This window comes from Terriglobales bacterium (assembly GCA_035624455.1).
Lineage (GTDB): Bacteria > Acidobacteriota > Terriglobia > Terriglobales > Acidobacteriaceae > DASPRM01.
This window is the reverse complement of sequence record DASPRM010000086.1, coordinates 1-21,297: the sequence shown is the minus strand read 5'-3', so window position 1 is coordinate 21,297 and position 21,297 is coordinate 1. Positions and strand designations below refer to the sequence as shown.

At 58.0% G+C, this 21,297-nt stretch carries 19 protein-coding genes and 1 other RNA gene; 12 read left to right on the top strand and 8 right to left on the bottom strand.

Going from position 1 to position 21,297, the window contains the following annotated elements; translation table 11 throughout:
- Window positions 1-35: 35 nt before the first annotated feature.
- Window positions 36-788, bottom strand: coding sequence for a haloacid dehalogenase-like hydrolase (locus VEG30_09365; GenBank protein HXZ80125.1), 753 nt, complete (start codon window positions 786-788; stop codon window positions 36-38).
- The gene (locus tag VEG30_09360; protein HXZ80124.1) at window positions 785-1,411 is read right to left on the bottom strand and encodes a nucleotidyltransferase family protein; all 627 of its coding nucleotides are present in this window, start codon (window positions 1,409-1,411) and stop codon (window positions 785-787) included. The genes VEG30_09365 and VEG30_09360 overlap by 4 nt, the downstream gene beginning before the upstream one ends.
- A 150-nt stretch (window positions 1,412-1,561) precedes the next feature.
- Here VEG30_09360 and VEG30_09355 point away from each other — a divergent pair, with 150 nt between their 5' ends.
- From VEG30_09355 to VEG30_09335, 5 genes are all read left to right on the top strand, one after another.
- A complete protein-coding gene (locus VEG30_09355; GenBank protein HXZ80123.1) occupies window positions 1,562-2,221 on the top strand; it encodes a CPBP family intramembrane glutamic endopeptidase in 660 nt (219 codons plus the stop codon).
- A gap of 138 nt (window positions 2,222-2,359) precedes the next feature.
- Window positions 2,360-3,031 (top strand): TetR/AcrR family transcriptional regulator, encoded by a 672-nt coding sequence (locus VEG30_09350; protein ID HXZ80122.1) that lies wholly within the window; start codon window positions 2,360-2,362, stop codon window positions 3,029-3,031.
- A complete protein-coding gene (locus VEG30_09345) occupies window positions 3,031-4,224 on the top strand; it encodes an efflux RND transporter periplasmic adaptor subunit (GenBank protein ID HXZ80121.1) in 1,194 nt (397 codons plus the stop codon). Before VEG30_09350 ends, VEG30_09345 begins: the two co-directional genes overlap by 1 nt.
- On the top strand, window positions 4,221-7,373 hold the full coding sequence (locus VEG30_09340) for an efflux RND transporter permease subunit (protein HXZ80120.1): 3,153 nt from the start codon (window positions 4,221-4,223) through the stop codon (window positions 7,371-7,373). The genes VEG30_09345 and VEG30_09340 overlap by 4 nt, the downstream gene beginning before the upstream one ends.
- A gap of 360 nt (window positions 7,374-7,733) precedes the next feature.
- Window positions 7,734-8,522: a carbon-nitrogen hydrolase family protein gene (locus VEG30_09335; GenBank protein ID HXZ80119.1), complete on the top strand. Its 789-nt coding sequence runs from the start codon at window positions 7,734-7,736 to the stop codon at window positions 8,520-8,522.
- Between the two features lie 7 nt (window positions 8,523-8,529).
- Here the strand turns inward: VEG30_09335 and VEG30_09330 are convergent, their stop codons facing one another.
- Window positions 8,530-9,906 carry an FAD-containing oxidoreductase gene (locus tag VEG30_09330; protein ID HXZ80118.1) on the bottom strand — a complete coding sequence of 459 codons (1,377 nt, stop codon included), beginning with the start codon at window positions 9,904-9,906 and terminating at the stop codon, window positions 8,530-8,532.
- Window positions 9,907-10,221: 315 nt separating this feature from the next.
- On the opposite strand from VEG30_09330, the gene VEG30_09325 reads away from it, so the two are divergent.
- The 6 genes from VEG30_09325 to VEG30_09300 all read left to right on the top strand — a co-directional run bounded on the left by VEG30_09325 (window position 10,222) and on the right by VEG30_09300 (window position 15,256).
- On the top strand, window positions 10,222-10,605 hold the full coding sequence (locus tag VEG30_09325; GenBank protein ID HXZ80117.1) for a response regulator: 384 nt from the start codon (window positions 10,222-10,224) through the stop codon (window positions 10,603-10,605).
- Window positions 10,606-10,655: 50 nt separating this feature from the next.
- Complete coding sequence (locus VEG30_09320) at window positions 10,656-11,096, top strand: hypothetical protein (protein ID HXZ80116.1); 441 nt, start codon at window positions 10,656-10,658, stop codon at window positions 11,094-11,096.
- Window positions 11,097-11,203: 107 nt separating this feature from the next.
- On the top strand, window positions 11,204-12,055 hold the full coding sequence (locus VEG30_09315; protein HXZ80115.1) for a hypothetical protein: 852 nt from the start codon (window positions 11,204-11,206) through the stop codon (window positions 12,053-12,055).
- A gap of 198 nt (window positions 12,056-12,253) precedes the next feature.
- Complete coding sequence (locus VEG30_09310; GenBank protein ID HXZ80114.1) at window positions 12,254-13,072, top strand: polysaccharide deacetylase family protein; 819 nt, start codon at window positions 12,254-12,256, stop codon at window positions 13,070-13,072.
- Between the two features lie 64 nt (window positions 13,073-13,136).
- On the top strand, window positions 13,137-14,516 hold the full coding sequence (locus VEG30_09305) for a nicotinate phosphoribosyltransferase (GenBank protein HXZ80113.1): 1,380 nt from the start codon (window positions 13,137-13,139) through the stop codon (window positions 14,514-14,516).
- Window positions 14,517-14,740: 224 nt separating this feature from the next.
- Complete coding sequence (locus VEG30_09300; protein ID HXZ80112.1) at window positions 14,741-15,256, top strand: DUF4337 domain-containing protein; 516 nt, start codon at window positions 14,741-14,743, stop codon at window positions 15,254-15,256.
- Between the two features lie 12 nt (window positions 15,257-15,268).
- Here the strand turns inward: VEG30_09300 and VEG30_09295 are convergent, their stop codons facing one another.
- Together VEG30_09295 and VEG30_09290 are read right to left on the bottom strand one after the other, a co-directional pair.
- Window positions 15,269-16,798, bottom strand: a complete 1,530-nt coding sequence (locus tag VEG30_09295) for a DUF853 domain-containing protein (GenBank protein HXZ80111.1) — start codon at window positions 16,796-16,798, stop codon at window positions 15,269-15,271.
- 97 nt (window positions 16,799-16,895) lie between these two features.
- On the bottom strand, window positions 16,896-17,888 hold the full coding sequence (locus tag VEG30_09290; protein ID HXZ80110.1) for an ROK family protein: 993 nt from the start codon (window positions 17,886-17,888) through the stop codon (window positions 16,896-16,898).
- A gap of 177 nt (window positions 17,889-18,065) precedes the next feature.
- On the opposite strand from VEG30_09290, the gene VEG30_09285 reads away from it, so the two are divergent.
- Window positions 18,066-18,680: a sulfite oxidase-like oxidoreductase gene (locus VEG30_09285; protein ID HXZ80109.1), complete on the top strand. Its 615-nt coding sequence runs from the start codon at window positions 18,066-18,068 to the stop codon at window positions 18,678-18,680.
- Between the two features lie 159 nt (window positions 18,681-18,839).
- Here VEG30_09285 and VEG30_09280 read toward each other — a convergent pair whose 3' ends face one another.
- The 3 genes from VEG30_09280 to ssrA all read right to left on the bottom strand — a co-directional run.
- Window positions 18,840-19,211 carry a rhodanese-like domain-containing protein gene (locus VEG30_09280; protein ID HXZ80108.1) on the bottom strand — a complete coding sequence of 124 codons (372 nt, stop codon included), beginning with the start codon at window positions 19,209-19,211 and terminating at the stop codon, window positions 18,840-18,842.
- A gap of 184 nt (window positions 19,212-19,395) precedes the next feature.
- Window positions 19,396-20,841 (bottom strand): NapC/NirT family cytochrome c, encoded by a 1,446-nt coding sequence (locus VEG30_09275; GenBank protein ID HXZ80107.1) that lies wholly within the window; start codon window positions 20,839-20,841, stop codon window positions 19,396-19,398.
- Between the two features lie 315 nt (window positions 20,842-21,156).
- Window positions 21,157-21,297, bottom strand: a transfer-messenger RNA (tmRNA) gene (ssrA, locus tag VEG30_09270); the annotation flags it as partial.

The window sequence follows — 21,297 nt, the reverse complement described above, 5'->3', positions numbered from 1 at the left end:
CACCTTAGCCAAAGGAAGGCTAGACTGGGGCACCCTCAGGGTTTCGCAAGGAACCCAGTTTCCTCGCCAGGCCTGTGGATCGGCCAACTCCGCTTCCGCGCCAGCCCCTCCAGGTCCGGATTAGGGTTCACCACGAAGGGATGACCCGCCATCTCCAGCATGGCAGCGTCATGGATGGAATTGCCGAATGCCACGTCGGGGACGCGCCCAATCACCTCCCGAATCGCCAGAGCTTTACCTTCATCGGAAGGCACCCTCACCAACCGGTCGGTTGCCATCCCGTTTTCGATATAAACGCTGCAGGCCAGGACTCGCTCAGCCGGGATACCAAATTCCTTGGCGCCTACAATCACCACCCAGTCATTGGTGGAGGAAACCGCCCAGAGCTCGCACCCCATCGCTCGTAACCGTTCCGTGAGCACCTTCATTTCCCGAAAGATGCCCGGCGCGATCTTAAGGGGGAAAAATTCGGCGGCGGCGCGCTGCAAGTCGACCTGGCGCAATCCAGCGTGCATAGTCACCATTTCGCCGCACATCTGCTCTTCGCCCACCAGCCCGGCCCGGTAGTCGTCATAGCGCTTCCTGAGCTTGGCCGCGACCTCCGCCGAGACCAGGCCCCGCTCCATTTCCCAATAGAAAAAGAGCTCTCCGGAATCGTTTTTCCAGAGGGTGCCATCGCAATCGAAGACCGCCAGACGCGCTTCCAACGCCAGCACCGAGTCAATGAACCGTGCCGCCGCGGGGGCAAGTCGGGTTTCGGCCGTCTGGTCTGCTTGGGGGGGATTCATTGCTTCACGGTAGGTCCCAGCGAGTTTATCAACTCGGCATATTCTTCGGGGGTGTCGATATTGACCGCCACCAGGGGGTCGTCAACCGCAATGTATGCGACCTGGGATTGATGAGCATGCTCGATCTCGCGGGCATTGGAAGTGGAAGGTGCTTCCAGGATGGTGGTGATCATTTCCCGGCCAATGACGATGGGATGCCCATGGCGTCCGCCGTATTCTGGCACTACTGCCCAGCTCCCCTGCGACAATTTGTCCAAAAAACTCTGTAGGAGAAGGCCGACAGTTTCGCTGCGAGGCGGCGGCCGGTCCACTAGAGTCACCACGGCGGCGTCCCTGCCGCGGTTAAGAACTTCCTGTACACCGACTTGCAAGGAGCTGAACTGACCCCGCTCGGCCGCCGGATTCACCGCCAGGAAACCGCCGTTGGCATACACCACTGGCCGTATTTCGTCCGCGGTTCTCCCCCCTACGACGATAACCAGGTCGGTATGAATGCTGAGCGTCGCAATCGCGGTACTCAGGAAGGTCCCTTCCCGCCAGGGCAGCAATGCCTTGCTGCGACCCATACGGGAAGATTCCCCGGCAGCCAGGATTACTCCGCAGAAGCTCGGCGCTCGTGCCATCACGAAAACAGGGTAGCAGATTGCACTACCGTGTCAGTGATCGGTTACCGGCGTTCAAAAAATTTTCGTCGCGTGCGCACAAACCGTGCGAGTTGATGCACAATACGTGAAACCCCTACGGCGCAAGCCTCATCTATCGAAACGTTTGCCATGAAATGTGAAGCCCAGGTGAATCGGGTCGGGACGTGGTGGCAGTGGACGCAGGTCGCTCTCGTCTACGGCGCCATCGAGATGTCGTTGTGGAGTGAGGGATCAGCCCAGAAGATCTGGTACATGGTTTCTCTGCTGCTGATCGTTTTCCTGACCCTGTTGAACCGCCCCGATCCGCGCCAGATTGGTTTTCGGATTTCCGGCGCACGCGGCTCCATATGGGTCATAGCCATTGCCGCACTGGTGGCTTCCTCGGTTCTGGGGACGGCCTGGGCGCTGGGTACACTGAAGCCCGTATACGCATCGCACTCCCCAGCCTTACATGCATTGCTATATCTGGTCTGGGCGTTCGAGCAGCAGTTCATTCTGAACGCCTTCTTCTTCTGGCGAATTCGAGCCGCGGTTGGAGATAACTGGAAAGCCGTGGTGATGTCCGCTGCTCTTTTCTCGCTGGCGCACATTCCCAACCCTATTCTCGTACCGGCAACCCTGCTGGGAGGAATCTTCTTCGTGGAAGCCTTCCGCCGCTGGCGCACTCTCTATCCCCTGGCGGTCGCTCATGGCATGCTGGGGCTGGCCCTGGCCTTGTCCTTTCCTGATTCAATCATGCGCCACATGCGGGTGGGGATCTCCTTCCTGCGCTTCGTGGCCCACAGCTAGCCATCGCCAATCAACCAAATAAGCCCTCATACAGCGGTGTCCCTTTCACTGGGAAGAGGCGGGCAGGGAAACCTGATTCTTTGTGACCGGTGCGATTGACACGGCGCGACTTTGGGATAGAGTAAGTAAGCACTTACTATGTCTCTCACCCACGCCCGTATTCCGGCCGTGGACCGCCGCCATCAGATCCTGACCGTGGCCACGGAATTGTTTGCCCGCCAGGGCTACCAGGGGACGACCACGCGCCAGATTGCTGAGCAGGCCGGGGTCAACGAAGCCATCATCTTCCGCCATTTTCCCAGCAAACAAGAGCTTTACTGGGCCATCATCGAAAACCAGACCCAGCAGCAGGGAATTCGCGAGAAGCTGCTCACTCGCCTTTCACAAAAAGGAGGTGACGAGCAGATTTTTTGCGATATCGCCCGCATGCTGCTCGATCGCGATACCACCCTGACCCGCTTGCTGCTCTTCAGCGCGCTGGAAAACCACGAGCTCTCCTACCGGTTCTTCTGCTCGCATGTTACCGGCTGCTACGACTTGCTGGCCGACTTCATTCGCCAGGGCATTCGCGAAGGCCGCTTTCGCGAAGTCGATCCGCTGCTGGCCGCTCGCGGCTTTTTCGGAACCATCTTCTACCACTTCCTGGTACAGGGACTCTATGGCGGGGAAGAAATCCAGCATTTCGATCCCGAACTTGTTTGCTCCACCTTCGTCAAAATATGGCTGGATGGGATGCGTACTGAATCAGCTTCCTCGGGCAACGGCAATCATGCGCGCCGTTTAAAGGCGAGAAAGGGAACTGGGAACTGATGGCGCGAGCACCTCTAAGTTACCGACGCAGAGCTGTCATCGCGGTGGCCAGCTCGCTCGCGATTGCTGTTGCCATCATCCTGCTCCCATCGTGCCGCCCCAAGAAATCGCCGCCGCCGCCCAAGGAAGGTGTGCCCGTAGTGGTCGCCGCGGTCGTTCAAAAAGACATGCCGGTGCAGCTGCGGGCCGTCGGCAACATCGAATCCTATTCGACGGTATCGGTGAAAACCCAGGTCAGTGGTGAATTGACTGGCGTCCTCTTTAAAGAGGGCGATTTCGTCAAACGGGGGCAACTGATCTTCACCCTCGACCAGCGGCAATTTGAAGCCGAGCTGAAACAGGCGGAGAGCAATCTTGCCCGCGACATCGCTCAATTGGCGCACGCCAAGGCGCAGGCGGAGCGCTATGCCGGATTGAACAAGGACGGCATCATCTCGGACGAGCAAAACGACCTTATGCGTACGTCTTATGACGCGATGGAAGCTACCGTAGCCGCTGACCGCGCGGCAGTCGCGAACGCCAAGGTCCAGGTGACCTACTGCAATCTCTACTCCCCGATCGACGGCCGCACCGGCAACTTGCTTGTCCACCGCGGCAACATGGTCAAGGCGAATGCCGACACCGGACTGGTTACGATCAACCAGATCCAGCCCATCTATGCCACCTTCTCGGTTCCCGAGGCAGCTCTGGCGGAGATCAAAAGGGAAATGGCTACGCGCCCGTTAATCGTAGAGGCTTATATTCCCAACGATCCAAAACCGGCGATCGGAAAGCTCGCCTTCATCGATAACACCGTCGATCCGATGACCGGGACGATCAAGTTGAAAGGCGAGTTTGCTAATACCGATCATCGGCTGTGGCCCGGACTGTTCACCAATGCTGTTTTGACCTTGCGAACGCAGGCCAATGCACTCCTGGTTCCCTCGGTTGCGATCCAGACAGGACAACAGGGTCCCTTTGTTTTTGTAGTCAAGCACGACAACACGGTGGAGATGCGCCCGGTTAAGGTGGACCGCGCCATTGAAAGCCAGACTGTGCTCAGCTCAGGTGTGCAGGGAGGTGAGCGCGTGGTGATCGACGGCCAATTGCGGCTGGTTCCGGGAGCGAAGGTCGCATTCAGTGCGCTGGGCGGCAGTGGCAATTCCACCGCTACGACTGAGCAGGCTCCAGTGAGACAAGGCAACGGTTCGTGAACATCGCTGAACTATTTATCCGGCGGCCGGTGATGACCACCCTGGTCATGCTGGCGATTCTGTTGTTCGGAATCATGGGCTATCGCGCCCTGCCGGTCAGCGATCTGCCCAATGTCGATTTTCCCACCATTCAGGTAAGCGTCACTCTGCCGGGCGCCAGTCCCGACACCATGGCGTCCTCCGTTGCCATGCCGCTGGAAAAGCAGTTCTCGACCATCGCCGGCCTGGACCAGATGACCTCGGTCAACATGTTGGGCAGCACCCAAATCACACTGCAATTTGAGCTCAGCCGCAGCCTCGACGCCGCCGCCCAGGACGTCCAGTCAATGATCGCCAAGGCAGGGCGGGATCTGCCACAGAACCTGCCTTATCCGCCTTCCTACCAGAAGGTGAATCCTGCCGATCAGCCGATTCTATATCTGTCCTTGAGTTCTCCCACGTTGCGGCTGTCCGATGTGGACGAGTATGCCGAAACCTTGATGGCGCAGCGCATCTCCATGGTCAGCGGCGTGGCCCAGGTTAGTGTCTTTGGCGCACAGAAGTATGCCGTCCGCGTGCAACTGGATCCGCGCGCGCTTGCCACTCAAAAAATCGGCATCGATGAGGTCAACAATGCAGTTCAAAACGGCAATGTGAACGTCCCGACCGGGACACTGTGGGGCACCCGTCAGGCTTTCACCCTGCAGGCCAACGGCCAGCTGATGCGTGCCGCCGAATACCAACCGTTGATTGTGGCCTATCGCAATGGATCACCGGTCCGGCTGCAACAAATCGGTCATGTCTTCGACAGCGTGGAAAACGACAAGAACGCCGGCTGGTTCTCCAGCGGTCCCGGCAATCTGGATCGAGCTATCGTGCTCGCCATTCAACGCCAGCCGGGAACCAACACGGTGGAAGTCGTCGATAACATCCGCGCGCTGATGCCCGCCTTCCGCCAGCAGATGCCGGGCTCAGTTCGCCTCGACGTTCTTTATGACCGCTCCAAGACGATCCGCGAGTCGGTGAACGATGTGAAGTTCACGCTCTTTCTCGCCCTCGTCCTGGTGATTCTGGTCATCTTTCTCTTTCTGCGCAATCTTTCAGCGACGCTGATCCCCAGTCTCGCTCTGCCGTTCTCCATCATTGCCACGTTCGCGGTGATGTACCTGCTGGGGTATTCGCTGGACAATCTTTCGCTCATGGCGCTGACGCTCTCCGTGGGCTTCGTAGTCGATGACGCCATCGTGATGCTGGAGAACATTGTCCGCCACATGGAAATGGGCGAGCAGCCCTTTCAGGCGTCATTGCGCGGTGCGCGCGAAATTGGCTTCACCATTGTGTCCATGACGCTCTCGCTGGCCGCCGTGTTCCTGCCGGTCCTGTTCATGGGCGGAATCGTAGGCCGGTTGCTGCACGAGTTCGCCGTCACCATCGGTGTGGCCATCCTCGTTTCCGGATTTGTTTCTCTCAGCCTCACGCCCATGCTGTGCAGCCGCATCCTGCGTGCCCAGCAGCAGGGAAGCGAAGCCAGGCATGGAAAGCTCTACATGGCTTCAGAGCGGGTGTTCGATGGCATGCTCCACGTCTACGATCGCACCCTCCAGGTAGTCCTGCGCCATAAGCTGGCGACCATGACGGTTTCACTCATATTGCTGGTCGCCACCGGCTATCTGTTCAGCAGCATGCCGAAGGGTTTTCTGGCCAGTGAGGATCAGGGCCAGCTCTATGGCTTCAGCGAAGCGGCACAAGGAATTTCTTTCGACGACATGGTGCGCCATCAGCTGGCGGTGGCGAATACCATCCTGGAATCGAAGAATGGCAAGTACATCAACTCATTCTTTATGGCCGTGCCCCGCGGCGCCAACAACCAGGGTTTCCTGGTAATGCGCTTTGTGCCGCGCGCCCAACGGCCACACGTGGATCAGATTCAGCAGGAGCTTCGTCCCGTTCTCGCCAGAATTCCCGGCATTAACGTGTATCTGCAGAATCCGCCGTTGATTCGCATCGGCGGTCAACTCACCAAGAGCCAATACCAGTTCACCTTGCAGAGCCCCGACACCGACGAGCTCTATTCCTATGCCACGAAATTCGAGAATGAACTGAAGAAAGTTTCCGGTCTGCAGGACGTGACCAGCGACCTGTTGATGAAAAATCCGCAGGTCAACATCGAGATTGACCGCGATAAAGCCGCTGCACTCGGAGTGACCGCCGCACAAGTGGAGGACGCACTCTACACCGCTTACTCAGCACGCCAGATTTCTACCATCTATGCCCCCAACAATGCTTACCGGGTGGTGATGGAAGTTCTGCCTGAGTTCCAGATGGACCCCTCCGCTTTGTCCATGCTTTACATCCGCTCCAGCGGTGGGCAACTCGTCCCCCTCAACACCGTGGCCAAGCTGACCAACACCCTGGGTCCGCTGGTTGTGAACCATCTTGGCCAGCTGCCTGCAGTAACCATGTCGTTCAATCTCGCGCCGGGAGTGGCACTGGGTGATGCCGTTTCCGAGGTCAACCGGGTTGCGCGCCGAATCCTGCCCGACACCATCACGACCAGCTTCCAGGGGACTGCTCAGGCATTTGAATCCTCCTTCCGCGGCATGGGATTACTGCTGGTGATGGCCATCGCCGTGATCTATATCGTGCTGGGCATCCTTTATGAGAGCTTCATTCATCCCATTACTATCTTGTCTGGGCTGCCCGCCGCAGGTCTGGGCGCGCTGCTGACGCTGAAGCTGTTCCATCTTGAACTGAATCTTTATGCGTTTGTGGGCATCATCATGCTGGTCGGCATCGTCAAGAAGAATGCCATCATGATGATTGACTTCGCGCTCGAAGCCCAGCATTCCGGGCAAAGGCCAGAGGATGCGATCTATCACGGCGCCCTCATTCGTTTTCGGCCGATCATGATGACCACCATGGCGGCCCTGATGGGTACTTTGCCGGTTGCGCTGGGATACGGTGCCGGTGCCGAATCGCGTCAGCCGCTGGGCTTGGCGGTTGTCGGCGGCCTGGTAGTCTCGCAATTGCTGACGCTCTACATCACGCCGGTCTATTACCTGTATCTGGATCGCTTCCAGAACTGGGCTGGTAGGAAGATGCGTTTTAGGGGCAAGGCACGCGGCACGGCAGAAGCGGAACAGGTCGCAGGCGTGCTCACCGAATTCTGATTTCTCCTCCAGAGACCCCGGTGATGGGCGTTCCAGCAAGATCGGAACGCTCTCTCCGGGTGAATAGGGCCATCAGCAACCAGCACTCAGTCATCCGCACTCAGCATTTTGACGCCTTGTCTGTCATCCTGAGCGAAGCGCCCGCAGATGTATTTCGATCCGCAGTTTCTTGCGGATCGGCGGGCGCGCAGTCGAAGGATCTTGCGGTTATTCTTATCATCCCAAACAGAGCACAGCGGCGAAGGAGTCCTCTTTTTTGTCATCACAAGCGAGCGCAGCGAGCGAGGGATCTGCAGTTTTCAAGCCCGAGTGCGAGCACACCGCCGCTGTTCCAGCCTTAGCCACATTTAGAATTCCGCCATGAACCCAATTCGCATCGCCCTCGCCAACCTGCGATTTCCAGCAACTGCCGACGAGTCGCTCACGTTGGCCGAGCAAGCGATCGCCCAGGCGTCTACCGAGCGGGCCGAGATCGTGTGTTTTCCGGAGTGCTACGTTCCCGGTTACCGGGCAAAGGGAAGGGAGATAGACCCACCCGATCCCGCATTTCTCGAGCGGGCCTGGTCCACTATCGCGGCCGCTGCTGCCAAGGCGAATATCGCAGTCGTTCTCGGCACCGAACGCGTCGTCGATCATGGCTTGCTCGCCACGGCCGTGGTCATCAATCGCGATGGAACGATCGCCGGCTTCCAGGACAAAGTCCAGCTCGATCCTTCCGAAGAGGGCACCTATTCCTTTGGTACTGGCAGGCGACTCTTCCAATCCGGTCCGTTGACATTCGGGATCGCGATCTGCCATGAAGGTTGGCGCTATCCGGAGACGGTTCGCTGGGCCGCCCGCCGGGGAGCACAGGTCGTATTCCACCCGCATTTCCATGAGCACGAGGATGGCGGCTATGCGCCCTCCAGTTTTGCCGATCCCGCGAATACATTTCACGAGAAAGCAATGTTGTGTCGGGCGGCTGAGAATACCTGCTATTTCGCATCCGTGAACTGCGCCAGCACTGGATCGCCCACTACTTCAGCGGTCGTTCGGCCCGACGGAACTCTGCTCGCCTGCCAGCCCTACGGCCAGGTAGGCTTGCTCATCGCGGACATTGATCTCAGTGCCGCCACAGGCCTGCTGGCGACGCGCTGCAAATATGCCTGACATCTCCTCACCCCAGCGGCTTCAGCTCACCCAGCATCGTAGGGATGAGTTCCGAAACCGTGGGATGAATGTGCACGGCTCTTTGCATCACCGTGTACGGTGCCTTCGCGTACATGATGTCGAGGATGCAATGAATCACCTCATCGCCGCCGGTACCCAGAATAGACGCCCCTAGAATCGCCTTGCTCTCCGCGTCGATCAGGATCTTCATGAACCCTTGCGTCTCGCCCTTTTCCACCGCGCGCCCTACCCGCGTCATTGCACGGGTACCGATGAGCGCGCGCTTGCCGGACTTGCGAACTTCGGCCTCGGTCATTCCTGCACGTCCCAGCGGCGGATCGATATAGAGAGCGTAAGCGAGAATGCGGTCGCTGACGCGGCGCGGGTCATTGTCCAGCAGATTCGCCGCTACAATTTCATAGTCGTTATAGGCGGTATGGGTGAACGCGCCTTTGCCGTTACAGTCCCCCAAAGCCCAGATGCCAGGCACATTCGTGCGCAGCTGATCGTCAACCACGATGTAACCATGCTCATCTTGCCTGACTCCGGCTTTCTCCAGCCCAAGATCATCGGTATTCGGCCGCCGGCCCACGGCAAGAAGCACGTGCGATCCGATCACCTCGGGCGCGCCGGTATCGCACTCCACTCCCACGGCCAGGCCTTGGGGATGCCTCGCGAGGCGAATGCACTTGGCGTTCAGACGCAGGTTGATGCCTTCCTTCTCCAGGATCTGCTGAATCGCAGTCGAGACATCCTCATCCTCGCGGTGAACCAGACGCGCCGCCATCTCTACGATAGTCACCTCACTCCCGAAGCGCCGGAACATCTGCCCAAACTCCAGTCCTACGTAACTGCCACCCACAACGATCAAATGCCGGGGCAGAAAATCCACCTGCATCATCGAAGAATTGTTTAGAAAGGGAACTTCCTTCACCCCCGGCATGTCCGGCACGACTGCGCGGCCACCTACATTGAGGAAGACCTTTTCCCCGGTGATCCGCTGATCTCCCACTGTGACCTCGCCCGCCGATTCCAGCCGCGCTTGCCCACGATAAACGGTGCAGTTGGGAGTGTTCTCCAGCCAGGACTCGACGCCGGTGCGGGATTTTCCAGAAATCATATCTTTGCGCGCCTTCACTGCCTTCATATCCACACTTATCTCTCCTGCGACTACGCCGTAATCGCTAGCCCGCCGGGCGATATGAGCTGCGTAAGCACTGGCCACCATCGTCTTGGTGGGAATGCATCCAGTGTTCACGCAAGTGCCGCCGAAAAGTTTGCGCTCGATGATTGCGACTTTCATTCCCGAGCTGGCAAGGCGAACTGCCAGGGATGGGCCAGCTTGCCCGGTACCAACGATGATGGCGTCATAACTAGTGGTCATGAGACCTCCCGAGAGGGCGCTAGAAACTACTTCAACATAGCCCGATAAATGCCGATATATAGACGGTTTGCTGGCAAAATTAGTGTCCCAGAATAGATTCCGAGCCTGGCGTTACGGATGGCCGTTGTCCCGATTCTAAATGCGCCCTACTGATGGCTAGAAATCGCGCCCAATTCGTGATTTCCGTCACAGCCTCTGGGTCTTGTGCCTGATAGTTTCTTGTAAATCGCATTGCTCTGGCAGAAAGAAGTTGCGCGGCAGGAGGCTGAACACTTTAAATGAGGAACTTTCATGAACCATAGCCAGAAGCACATCTTGATTGCTGACAGCGACGAGGAAGTTTTGATCAAGCTGGAGCGCCTGCTTCAAGACCAGAGCCATGAAACCACCACGGCCTGGAACACCGATCAGGCCCTGGGCTTGCTGGAGTCCCGCTCCTTTGACCTCATCCTCGCCTCAGACCATCCCCCAGAGCTCAGTTGCAAGCGGATTCTAGACGCCGCCCGCACCCACCAACAGGCAACCCCGATCATCATTCTGGAGTCAAGAGAAACGGATGCCTTTGCCGAGCAACATTTTGCCTCGCTCGGTGGCAGCGCGTTTGTCAATAAATGGCGTCACCGGGAGATCCTGGAGAGCGTTCAGCAATATCTCGACCCAGAAAATTGCCAGAAGGTCAAACGAGCCGTTGCTGGGTGAAGAAAACTGGGGTAACTTAGTTGAGTCTGGGATGTGGTCTGGGGTGATTTATGCCCGTGGTTTTCGTGACTCTCGCCTCGTTCATTTTCTTCATCCTTGTCATTGTGGCTTTGGGCATAGCTCACCTGGCGGAAAAGCGGGAATCGCGGCATTTGTGCTTGCAATTATCGGATAAGCCTTTTTCTGTACTCTCCGTCGCGCACGCCTTTGAAGAAGATTCCGCCATTCTTTGGGAAAGCCAGGTTTGCGCTCTGCAAACGACCGCTGCCGCCGGAACCCGCGGGATCGCGCTGGTTCGCTTCCGGCGTTTGTACATCGAACTCGCATCCCGCTATCCCGAGCTTTACGATGGAAGCAGCTTCGAACAATGGGTGCACTTCCTGGAAAGCGCTGAACTGATCTCCTGTATCGATTACAAGGTTGTCATCACCCGGCAGGGTCAGCAATTCTTGAAATACCGGATCGTGCCAAAGCCAGTGGTAGCCGCATAAAATCACACTGCAATCGGGCAATTTTGTAGTCCGCCAATCTGAGTGGCTGAAGGCTGCGCCACCATCGCTCAGATTACTGACTGCTGACTGCTGATCCCGGTTCTTCTATGTTCGCCACTGCTCTTCGCCTGGAACTGAATCGTCGTAATCAGGAGTACGCACAGGTTCATCGGCTGCCACATCAGCTCAGCTACGGTGCCGAACCCACCGTTGCCTACGAGCCCTCCGCCGATGCCTTGCGGCACGGAAATTTTCTTGACGCCAGCTACGCCGCGATCCTCGCCAAGCCGGACTGGAAGCGTCGGCTGAATAAGCCGCACAGCCAATCGAAAAGCTCGCTGCCGCGGAGCGACCGCAGGTGGCGCGAGCTCGACTCGTGCAACAGCTCCGATGCGCTGCTGATGAATGTCTTCTGCTATCCCTGCGTGTGTGAAAGCAGCTCACTGATTGGAATGATGGGAGTGGAACTGGGATGTGCCCCACAATTCGGGATGAGAGCCCGGGTACCCCTGCTGAACGGCCGCTTCGACCGCACTGAAGTTGATATGCGCCTGGGGAATCTGCTGGTCGAGTCGAAGCTGACCGAACCTGGCTTTCAGCAGAAGACGAAAAAGTTCGTACAGCAATATCGCGATTTCGATGTGATTTTCCAGCGTAGCCTGTTGCCGCAGACGAGGGAAACATATCTCTCCTACCAGCTGTTGCGGAATGTCATGGCCGCTCACGCGACTGGAGATTCTTTCTGCGTGATCACCGATGCCCGGCGCCCCGACTTGATTGAAGCATGGTTCTTGGTGGTGCGGGCGGTGAAGCCGGGCGACCTGCGTCGCCGCTGCAAAGTGCTTACCTGGCAGGAACTGGCGGAAGCGCTCCCTGTCGAACTCCGCAGCTTCCTGGGTGCCAAGTACGGCATCGTCGTCGATGGGCAACAGCTGCCTGCACGCGAAGAAGCCATTTAGAGCCGCTCTCCCGGAAATTGCACACTACAGTCAACTCTCGCCTGCGACTTCGGTTAAACCCGCGGGTATGAGTGCCCACGCCTGACACGATCCACAGAATCCCATATTGACATGCCGGTTGGTATCAGCACCATTGCGACATGACGCGTGGGTCCCTTCCGTAGAAAGATGGTGTTGAAGCCCCCGCTCCAGAACTATATGAAGAAAATTATCGGCCTGCTTGTCGCCCTACTCGCTACTACCGCAAACTCTTTTGCGTCGCAGGAAAAGCTGATTGCGCTGACTTTTGATGACGGCCCCCGCCCTTACGTGCTCTTTGGCACGCCCCCAGGAGCGGAGAAGCCCACGCCAAGCCTGCTCGATCTGCTCGACAAAGATCAGGTCAAGGCTACTTTCTTTGTGATGGGATGGCGACTGACTCCTGGAAGTTACGGCGACCGCCGCGAGCCCAGGATCGATAAAACTTGCCTCGATGCTGCGCGCGAAACGTTCCGCCGCGGCAACGAGATCGAAAATCACACTTACAGCCACGTCCAATTGCGCCTATTGGAAAAACAGAAAGGCGAAACTGGGGCTGTTGCCGACGTAGACAAAGGCGCGCAAATGGTGAAGTCGGTCACCGGCAGGACGCCGCTCTATCTTCGTCCCCCGGACTGGATCATGACTCCCGAACTGGCGCGTGATCTCCAAGCTCGCGGCTATCACATCCTGACCATCTCATCGGAGCTGCCGATCGCCCTGCGCGATGTGAACTCGCTGGACTATCTCTGTGCAGGCAGGGCAAGTCAGTGCCCCAAGCCGTCGTTGACCGACTCCGTGCTGCGACAGATCGCTGACCGCGAGAAGCATGGCGTGACCACGCACATCCTCACCTTCCACGAGCTTTCCACTACCTATCCAGCCATCGAGAAGCTGATCCCTGAGCTCAAGAGCCACGGATACCGGTTTGTGACCCTGGAAGAGTACATGCGTCTGGTGCGGCCAGCCGCCAATCTGAGTGCGACCAGCGGGCAGTGAGGCAAGCCCTGTCCTCTCCTCCAGGGGCTTCCGCCTATAATCGCTAGGGCACAAATCGTACCCAATGAACCAACCTTTCGATCCAGCTTGCCCGCGATCACTGCTGCTCACTGATCTTTACGAGATCACCATGGCGGCAGCTTTCTTTGAAAGCCGCTTTCAACCTGTGGCCAGCTTCGAACTCTTCGTCCGCCATCTGCCGCCCGAGCGCCGCTATCTGATCGCCGCCGGATTGGAACAGGCGCTCGATTTCCTGGAATCCGTTTGTCTCTCGCCTGAGGAAATCGATTTTCTTCGCGCGCACCCTTCCTTTAAGCACGTGGGCCCGGCTTTCTTTGACTATCTCGCGAGTCTCCGTTTTACCGGCGAAGTCTGGGCGGTGCCGGAGGGAACTCCCGTATTCGCGCTCGAGCCGCTGTTGCGGATCACGGCGCCAATCATAGAGGCGCAACTGGTCGAGACATTCCTGCTTACCACCATCACGTTTCAGACTTCGATTGCGAGCAAGGCCGCGCGCATTGTCGATGCCGCCCAGGGCAGAGATGTCGTCGAGTTTGGCGCGCGCCGCGCGCATGGTCCGGAAGCGGGCGTGCTGGCCGCGCGGGCGGCATATCTTTCCGGCTTAGCGGGCACTTCGAATGTGGAGGCGGGCTTCCGCTTCGCAATACCTACGCTTGGCACCATGGCCCACTCGTTCGTGATGGCAATGCCCGATGAGCTGGAAGCCTTCCGCCGTTACTGCCAGGTGTTTCCCGAAACATCGGTGCTCCTCGTCGACACCTACGACACCCTAGCCGCTGTAGACAAGATCATCGCGGCAGGCCTCAAACCGCAGGGAATACGCCTGGACAGCGGCGATCTGGTGGAGCTCTCGCGTGCCGTTCGCAATAAGTTGGACCGGGCAGGGCTCAGCAGTACGCGCATCTTTGCCAGCGGCGATCTTGACGAAACAAAAATAGCCAGCTTGATCCGCAAGGGCGCGGCCATTGACGCTTTCGGAGTAGGCACGGCGCTGGCCACCTCTTCCGACGCTCCCGCGCTCAGCGGCGTATACAAACTGGTGGAAGTAAAGGAAGGCAGTCAGAAGAGCTACCACGCCAAGTTTAGCCAGGACAAGATGAACTATCCCGGAACGAAGCAGATCTTTCGCTTTGCCAACGCCGGCGGACACTACTCACATGATCTGGTCGCCTGCGCCGGAGAAAAATGCCCTGACACAGAACCTCTCTTGACGTGCGTGATGAAAGACGGCAGGCGTACCGATCGATCACCGACCCTGCCTCAGATTCAAAACCGTTTCCGGCAGCAACTGCAACGAATTCCTGAGCGCTATCGTGACCTTTCTTCCGCCGACACCTATCCCGTGCAGTTCAGTGGCGAGCTGAAGCGGTTGCTGGAACGCGTCCGAAGCCAAGTGATGCCCGAGGAGCGGGTGACGCGGTAAGAACTGAACCACAAAGTACACGAACCCACACAACAGAAATAGGAAATAGCACTCGGGTCATGCTGAGCCTCGGCAGCGGGCGATGCCTCTCTGCTTTCCCAACTTAAAATGATCACTTAACGAAAGCCAGCCGGATGCTCAAATGCCTTCGCGCCCCTTCGTATCCTCTGTGGTGAATTTGGGTTTGGTGTCTGCTATCCTCTGTGTCCTCTGTGGTGAAAAGCATGGAAACGCAAGAGCTGAAGGAAGGTCTGGAAAAAGCTAAGCGGTCGGAAGAGCGCAGGATCGGCCTGACCATGGCCATCATCGCGGTGTTGTTAGCCGTTGCGACCATGCTCGGCCACCGTGCTCACACCGAAGAGGTGCTCATTCAGACGAAGGCCAATGACCAATGGGCTTATTACCAGGCAAAGAACGTCCGCTCGCATATGTACGAAGCGGACTCGCAGCTGGCCGGCATTATCGCAAGCGGCCAGAAGCTGGCGGAGGACTTCCACAGCCGCGCCGGAGTCCAGAAGAATGATGCCGAAGAGATCCAGCATAAAGCCCAGGAACTGGAGGCTGAGTCCAATGCCGCTTCCCGCAAAGCCAATCAGTTCGATACCGCGGAGATCTTCCTGGAGATCGCCATCGTCCTCTGCTCGATCGCGCTGCTCACTGACTTGCGTAACTTTTGGCTGTTCTCGTTTGTGTTTATGGTGATCGGAGTTGTGTTTATGGCTCGGGGGCTGATCAGCTGACCAGGCTGGGCCTCAGTACCTGCTGGAACGCGAACTGCCCAGGATTGAACCCATAATTCCTCGCACGATCTGCCGTCCCACCGAACTTCCCATGGCTCGAGCTGCGCTTTTTGCCATTGCCTGTGCCAGCGTCTCTGGAGGACGTCCTCGTCCACGCGATGCCGGTGTGCCTGCACCGCCCAATCCCAATTGTCCCAGCACGCTGCCCAGGCTCCAGCCGCTCGTGGGTTGCTCTTGTCCAGCTGGAAGCGGGGCGGGAGAGGCGCCAGCCTTTTGCTTCAGACGTTCGTAAGCGGATTCGCGATCCACGGCCTGCTCGTAGTGACCAAACAATACCGACTGCTGGATGATCTGGCGCTGCTGTTCGGGAGTGATGGGACCGAGCTTGCTCTGCGGCGGGAAAACCAGGGCACGTTCTACGATACCAGGCATGCCTTTTTCGTCGAGGGTGGATATCAGGGCTTCACCTACCGCCAGTTCGGTTATGGCCTTGGCGACGTCCAGCCCGGGATTGGCGCGGAACGTCTCAGCGGCGGCTTTGACTGCCTTCTGATCTTTCGGTGTGAAAGCCCGCAGCGCGTGCTGCACCCGGTTCCCCAGTTGGCCGAGCACGGTGTCAGGCACGTCCAAAGGATTCTGCGTCACCAAGTACACTCCAATCCCTTTGCTGCGGATCAGGCGCACGACTTGCTCGATGCGGTCGAGCAGAATCTTGGGTGCGTCACTGAACAACAGATGCGCTTCGTCGAAAAAGAAAACCAGCTTGGGTTTCTCGGGATCGCCAATTTCAGGCAGCTGCTCGAACAGCTCGGAGAGCATCCACAACAGGAACGTGGCATAGAGTTTCGGCGTCTGCATCAACTTGCCCGCCATCAGAATGTTGATCATGCCCCTGCCGCTGGCGTCGCTCTGCAGCAGATCTTCAAGATTCAGAGCTGGCTCACCAAAGAACTTCTCGCCTCCCTGCTGCTCAAGCGAGAGCAATCCGCGCTGAATTGAGCCCACACTGGCGGCAGAGACGTTGCCATACTGTCCCTGAATCTCCGCCGCATGCTCATTGACATATTCCAGCATCGCCCGCAGGTCTTTCATGTCCAGCAGCAGTAATCCGGTGTCGTCGGCCACTTTGAAGACAATGCTGAGCACTCCGGTTTGTGTTTCGTTGAGGTTCAACATGCGGCTGAGCAAGAGCGGTCCCATTTCCGAGATGGTGGCTCGCACTGGATGGCCCTGCTCCCCGAAGACATCCCAGAAGACCACCGGATAGCCAGTGGGTTTGTAAGCGCTGAGTTTGAGCTCCTTCACTCGCTCCTGTACCTTTGAACTGTCTCCACCGGGCTGACTGATACCCCCCAGGTCGCCTTTCACATCCGCCAAGAACACCGCCACACCGCGCTCGCTGAATTGCTCGGTCAGGACTTGCAGCGTGATGGTCTTTCCGGTCCCGGTAGCGCCGGCAATCAATCCATGGCGATTCGCCATCCCAGGAAGCAATGAAATGTCGTGTTTGCCCTTTGCAAAGGTGATCGGCTTAACAGCCATGGCTGGTCCTCATTTGTGATGCTGGGCGACTAGTTTAAATGGTTGCTGTAACGAATGCTCTTCAGGACAGGACTTCACCAATTCCTGAGGTGTTTTCTCAGTCAGTGACGCCGCTCGACGCACTCGCTTTGATCCCCAGGCAGAGCGCCGCCGCACCAGCGATCCCGGCATCGGCGCCGAATTTCGCCTCCAGCAGTGGGATTTCCGCTGCGCGCTGATTCACCGACCACTTCGGCGCCTGCTGCTGGATGTAACTGAACCAGGGATGCATCAACTCGCTGACACCGCCTCCGAAAACGATTACGTCCGGCTCCAGCACATCGATCATATTGCCCACCCAAACGGTGAGAAAATCCGCGGTCTCCTGCAAAATTTCTTTGGCCAGCGGATCGCCCCGATGCCATGCCGATCCTACGGTTTCTCCGTGGACGTTCTCAATTCGGCCGCCCGCAAGCTCGAGAATCGTGGCTCCAGCCTGTCCACCCTTTGCCACCCTCTCCCGGGCACGTCGCGCGATTCCAGTCCCCGATACCAATCCCTCGATGCATCCCGGCTTGCCACAATTGCAGTACACGGCGCCGCGATAGTCGATCGATACGTGTCCGCCTTCGGCCGCCGCGCCAGTGCGCCCGTGATATATGCGGCCATGGAGAATAATTCCGGTACCAAAGCCTGTGCCCAACGTGCCGTACAGTACGTTCTCGTACCCTTTGCCAACGCCCCAGACCGCTTCGGCGAGGCCGGCGGCATTGGCATCGTTATCCAGCAGGACATGAAGGTGGTACGCGCGCTCCACTTCCTTGGCCAGTTCGAAATTCCGCCAGCCAGGAATGTTCGGAGGATTGATGACTACGCCCCGCTTGGGATCGAGCGGACCGGGCGAAATGATGCCGATCCCCTCCACCTTTAGGCCTGGGTTTTGCGCGAACGTGGAATCGATTGCAGTGCGCACGGCCGCAAAGCCCTCTTCCGCCGTGCCCGTCGGATTCATGGGATTGCGCGTCTTAAATACCAGAGCGCCCTGATCGTTCACCAGTCCGGCAGCAACCTTTGTGCCCCCGATATCTACTCCCAGCAGATAATGAGCCACTTCTTCCGTGTCCTTTCGACGCTCCCCTATTCCGGGCACGCGACTATAGGCAACTTGCACCCGGCTGGCAAGTGGCGAGGCCAAGGAGGAGGCGCGCCGGCGCGACCTGACACAATTTGCAACTTCCTCGCACTCCGCGGATCAGATTCTTGGGACCTCACGCAGGCGAGACGCTGAATGCTATTTGAAGGCAATGAACGCAGGGAACTGGAGAAGAAGATGCGGCAGGAGCACCGGTTGCCACCCGGGCAATCGGCCACGCTGAAATGGCCGGTGCTGCACTATGGATCGATTCCGCGCTTCGATCCCGCCACCTGGGATTTCCGCCTCTACGGACTCGTGGAAGCCCCGCTTCGTTTGACGTGGGCTGAGTTCGACGCCCTTCCGAAGACCTCCGTCACAAGCGACTTCCATTGCGTCACCCGCTGGAGCCGCTTCGACAATCATTGGGAAGGTGTCGGCTTCCGCCAGATCCTTCGCCTTGTCCGGCTCCAGCCGGGTGTAGCCTTCGTCCTGGTTCATGCCGAGCAGGGATACACCGCGAACATTCCGCTCGCCGACCTCGACCGCGACAACGTCCTCTTCGCCACTCACCACGACGGCGAGCCGCTCACCCCCGAGCACGGCTATCCGCTGCGCCTGATCGTTCCCCATCTCTATGGCTGGAAGTCGGTGAAGTGGGTGCGTGGCCTGGAATTTCTCAATCGCGACATCGCCGGCTTCTGGGAGCAGAACGGCTACAACATGCACGGCGATCCCTGGAAGGAAGAGCGCTTCAGCGAGAGTCGTTAGCCGCGAGGAATGTCAGGGGCGCGAACACGACTGCGCAGTATGCCGCGCTCCGCGCGCTTGCCGAGCCGGATGCATTTCCGGCTTCGGACCTCGTCCTCCGACGGGTCGCGGCGAGCGAAGGCGTGCCGCCATTCCCGACGTATCCCGTCAAAGGTAAAGCTAGGTCCTGGTGTCGAGGTGGAAAGACTTCAGGTACGGCTCAACCGGATAGCCCTTTGCTTTCCAGGCTGCCAGTCCACCCCTGAGGAATTTGATCCTGGTGAAATGCAGAGACTGCGCTCGATGCAAGACAGCTCGACTGGTTTTATCACCAGGGCAGGTGCAGTAAATGACAGCATCTTTATCGTTCGGGATGAGGGATGGACTCTGAAGCAGCTCTTTTGGTGGAATCCTGGTTGCGCCAGCGATAATCTCGGAATCGGCCAACAAATCCAGGGGCTGGCGAACATCAAAAAGTGGTAACTTTTGATTCGAGGCCAACAATGCATGGAGAGCCTCTGGTGTAATGCTATGCAGCTCCAGCTCCCGCATATCTCTCCTGCGTCTGATCCAAATTACAATCACCAGGCACAATCCCGCAAGGCAAATGCCAATTAGCGTAAGGGACATCCGCTCTTCCTCCTCAACAGGCTCTGGTAATCAGATTCTCGCGGCGCACGAGAGGATTCTGCAACGGACGTACCATCTGATCCCAAATCGTTTAGCTCCTTTAGCTTCAGGGTTTTTGCAGGCTGGTAATGCGTTCTTCAAGACCAAGCGTCTTCAATACCCCAGGAGATGCCTCTTCGATGGCGAGCGGCTCGTGGCACGTGCTGCAATCCTGCGTAATCGTTGCCTTCTGATCGGAGGTGGAGTGCGAGCCGTCGTGGCAACGGAAGCACCCCAAGAAATCGGTGTGTCCGAGATTGTTGGGATACGTGCCCCAGGTGACCTTGAGTTCGGGAAACACATTCCGATTGTAGATTGCGGCAATCTCAGCGCCAGCCTTCGATATATCCTTGCCGCGCTGCGACGAGGTGACCGGGTCGCTTTGCCGGTAATACTCGGCTAATCCCGCCGGGATCATCCGCGAAGCCTCTTCGTTACTGGAATAGTTCGCCTTGAGCAGTTCCACCGCCTTCTTTTTTATAAAGGGCAGGGTTGGAGAAATGTTTCCCAGCCCCATGGCTCGGTCGACGGCGCGCTCCGGAAGCTCAAAGGTGTGGGTTGGACGGTTATGGCAATCGACGCACTGCATCTGATAGCGCGGTAGATTCGCGACAGACTGCGCGGTTGAGCCATCCGCCAAGAACGTTCGGGACTCGCCGGTACTCTGGTTCCGGTACTCCACCCAGGGAATGGTCTGACGCTTGGCATCCGCAGCTGCGTAATGGATTTCAACTCCGGGGCCGAAGTGTTTCCCGTGAATGCCGCCAAGCTCTCCCCCGCCCGTAAGAATCATCAAAACCGTCTGTGTCTGAGTGTTGGCCGCGTCGTCCTGGAAGTGGAAAATCACACGTAGCTTTACGGCGTCAAATTTTTGCGGCCAGTGACACTGCTCACAGGTGTCGCTGGCGGGGACAAGACGATTGCTTTCCATGGCGGATTCAATCGGGTAGTGGACACGATGGAAAACCACGTCCATCAACTGCCGCGTGCCGGCTTTCTTGCTTTCCACCCAGCCAACAGCACCGGGGGAAACGTGGCAATCCACGCACTCCACTCGCGCGTGCGGCGATTTTTCGTGGGCGGTAAATTCCGGTTTCATGACGTGGCAGCTCTGTCCGCAGAACTGCGGCGTCTCCATATGCTGAACAGCACGGTAGGTGCCCTGGGTCCCAATCACGATGTTGACCGCGGTGGTCGCCGCGAAGAAAATCGCGAACCTCCGAATGTAGGTTCGCCGGTCAGCGGTCGCCAGGAGCGCTTGCTCGGCGCGTTCAATGCGCCGCCGGGCAAGGAAAACCCCAAGCGCGATCAATATCAGGCCTAAGACGAAAATAACCGGGATGAAAATAAAAACCACAATCCCGATGTAGGGGTTGCTGGCATGTCCACGAAGTTGGATCGGCAGAACGAAGAGCCAGGAAAACCCGGCGGTGGTCACCAGCGCCACGCCCAGCATGCTGACCCAGTGACTGGTAAGCAGTACAAGTATGGGCCGCTTCGGATCTTCGCTCATGCAATCCTCCCATGATGGCCAACGCCACCGGCCCCCGGTTGGCAAACCAGGGACAAACTGGCAATTGCCAGCGCCAGTAGGCCCACTGCCCGACTAAGAGCAACCGGGATGCCAGGAATGATCCTTCAGATAGTCGTGCTAAGCCTTTCCCAACTGCGAGGCTAGTCTAATACGTCCGGTCTGTTAGACAGCAGCCGGCGAGCAGCTGTCGCTTGCCAAATTGGTTGTACTCCATGTTCTTGAGACTGCGGGGCAAGCTGGGTGCCGCGCCGTGGAGGGCGTTGCGAAGAGTGTTGTGTCCAGAATTACAAAGACTGGTGGAGGCGGCGGGAGTCGAACCCGCGTCCGAAGCGGCTGCCAGTAAAGAGCCTACATACGTAGTCGCATTCCCGCTGCGGTTGCCCGCAACTTTCGCCGCTCGCGGTCAGAACGCGACAAGAAACGCGAGCCGCTAGC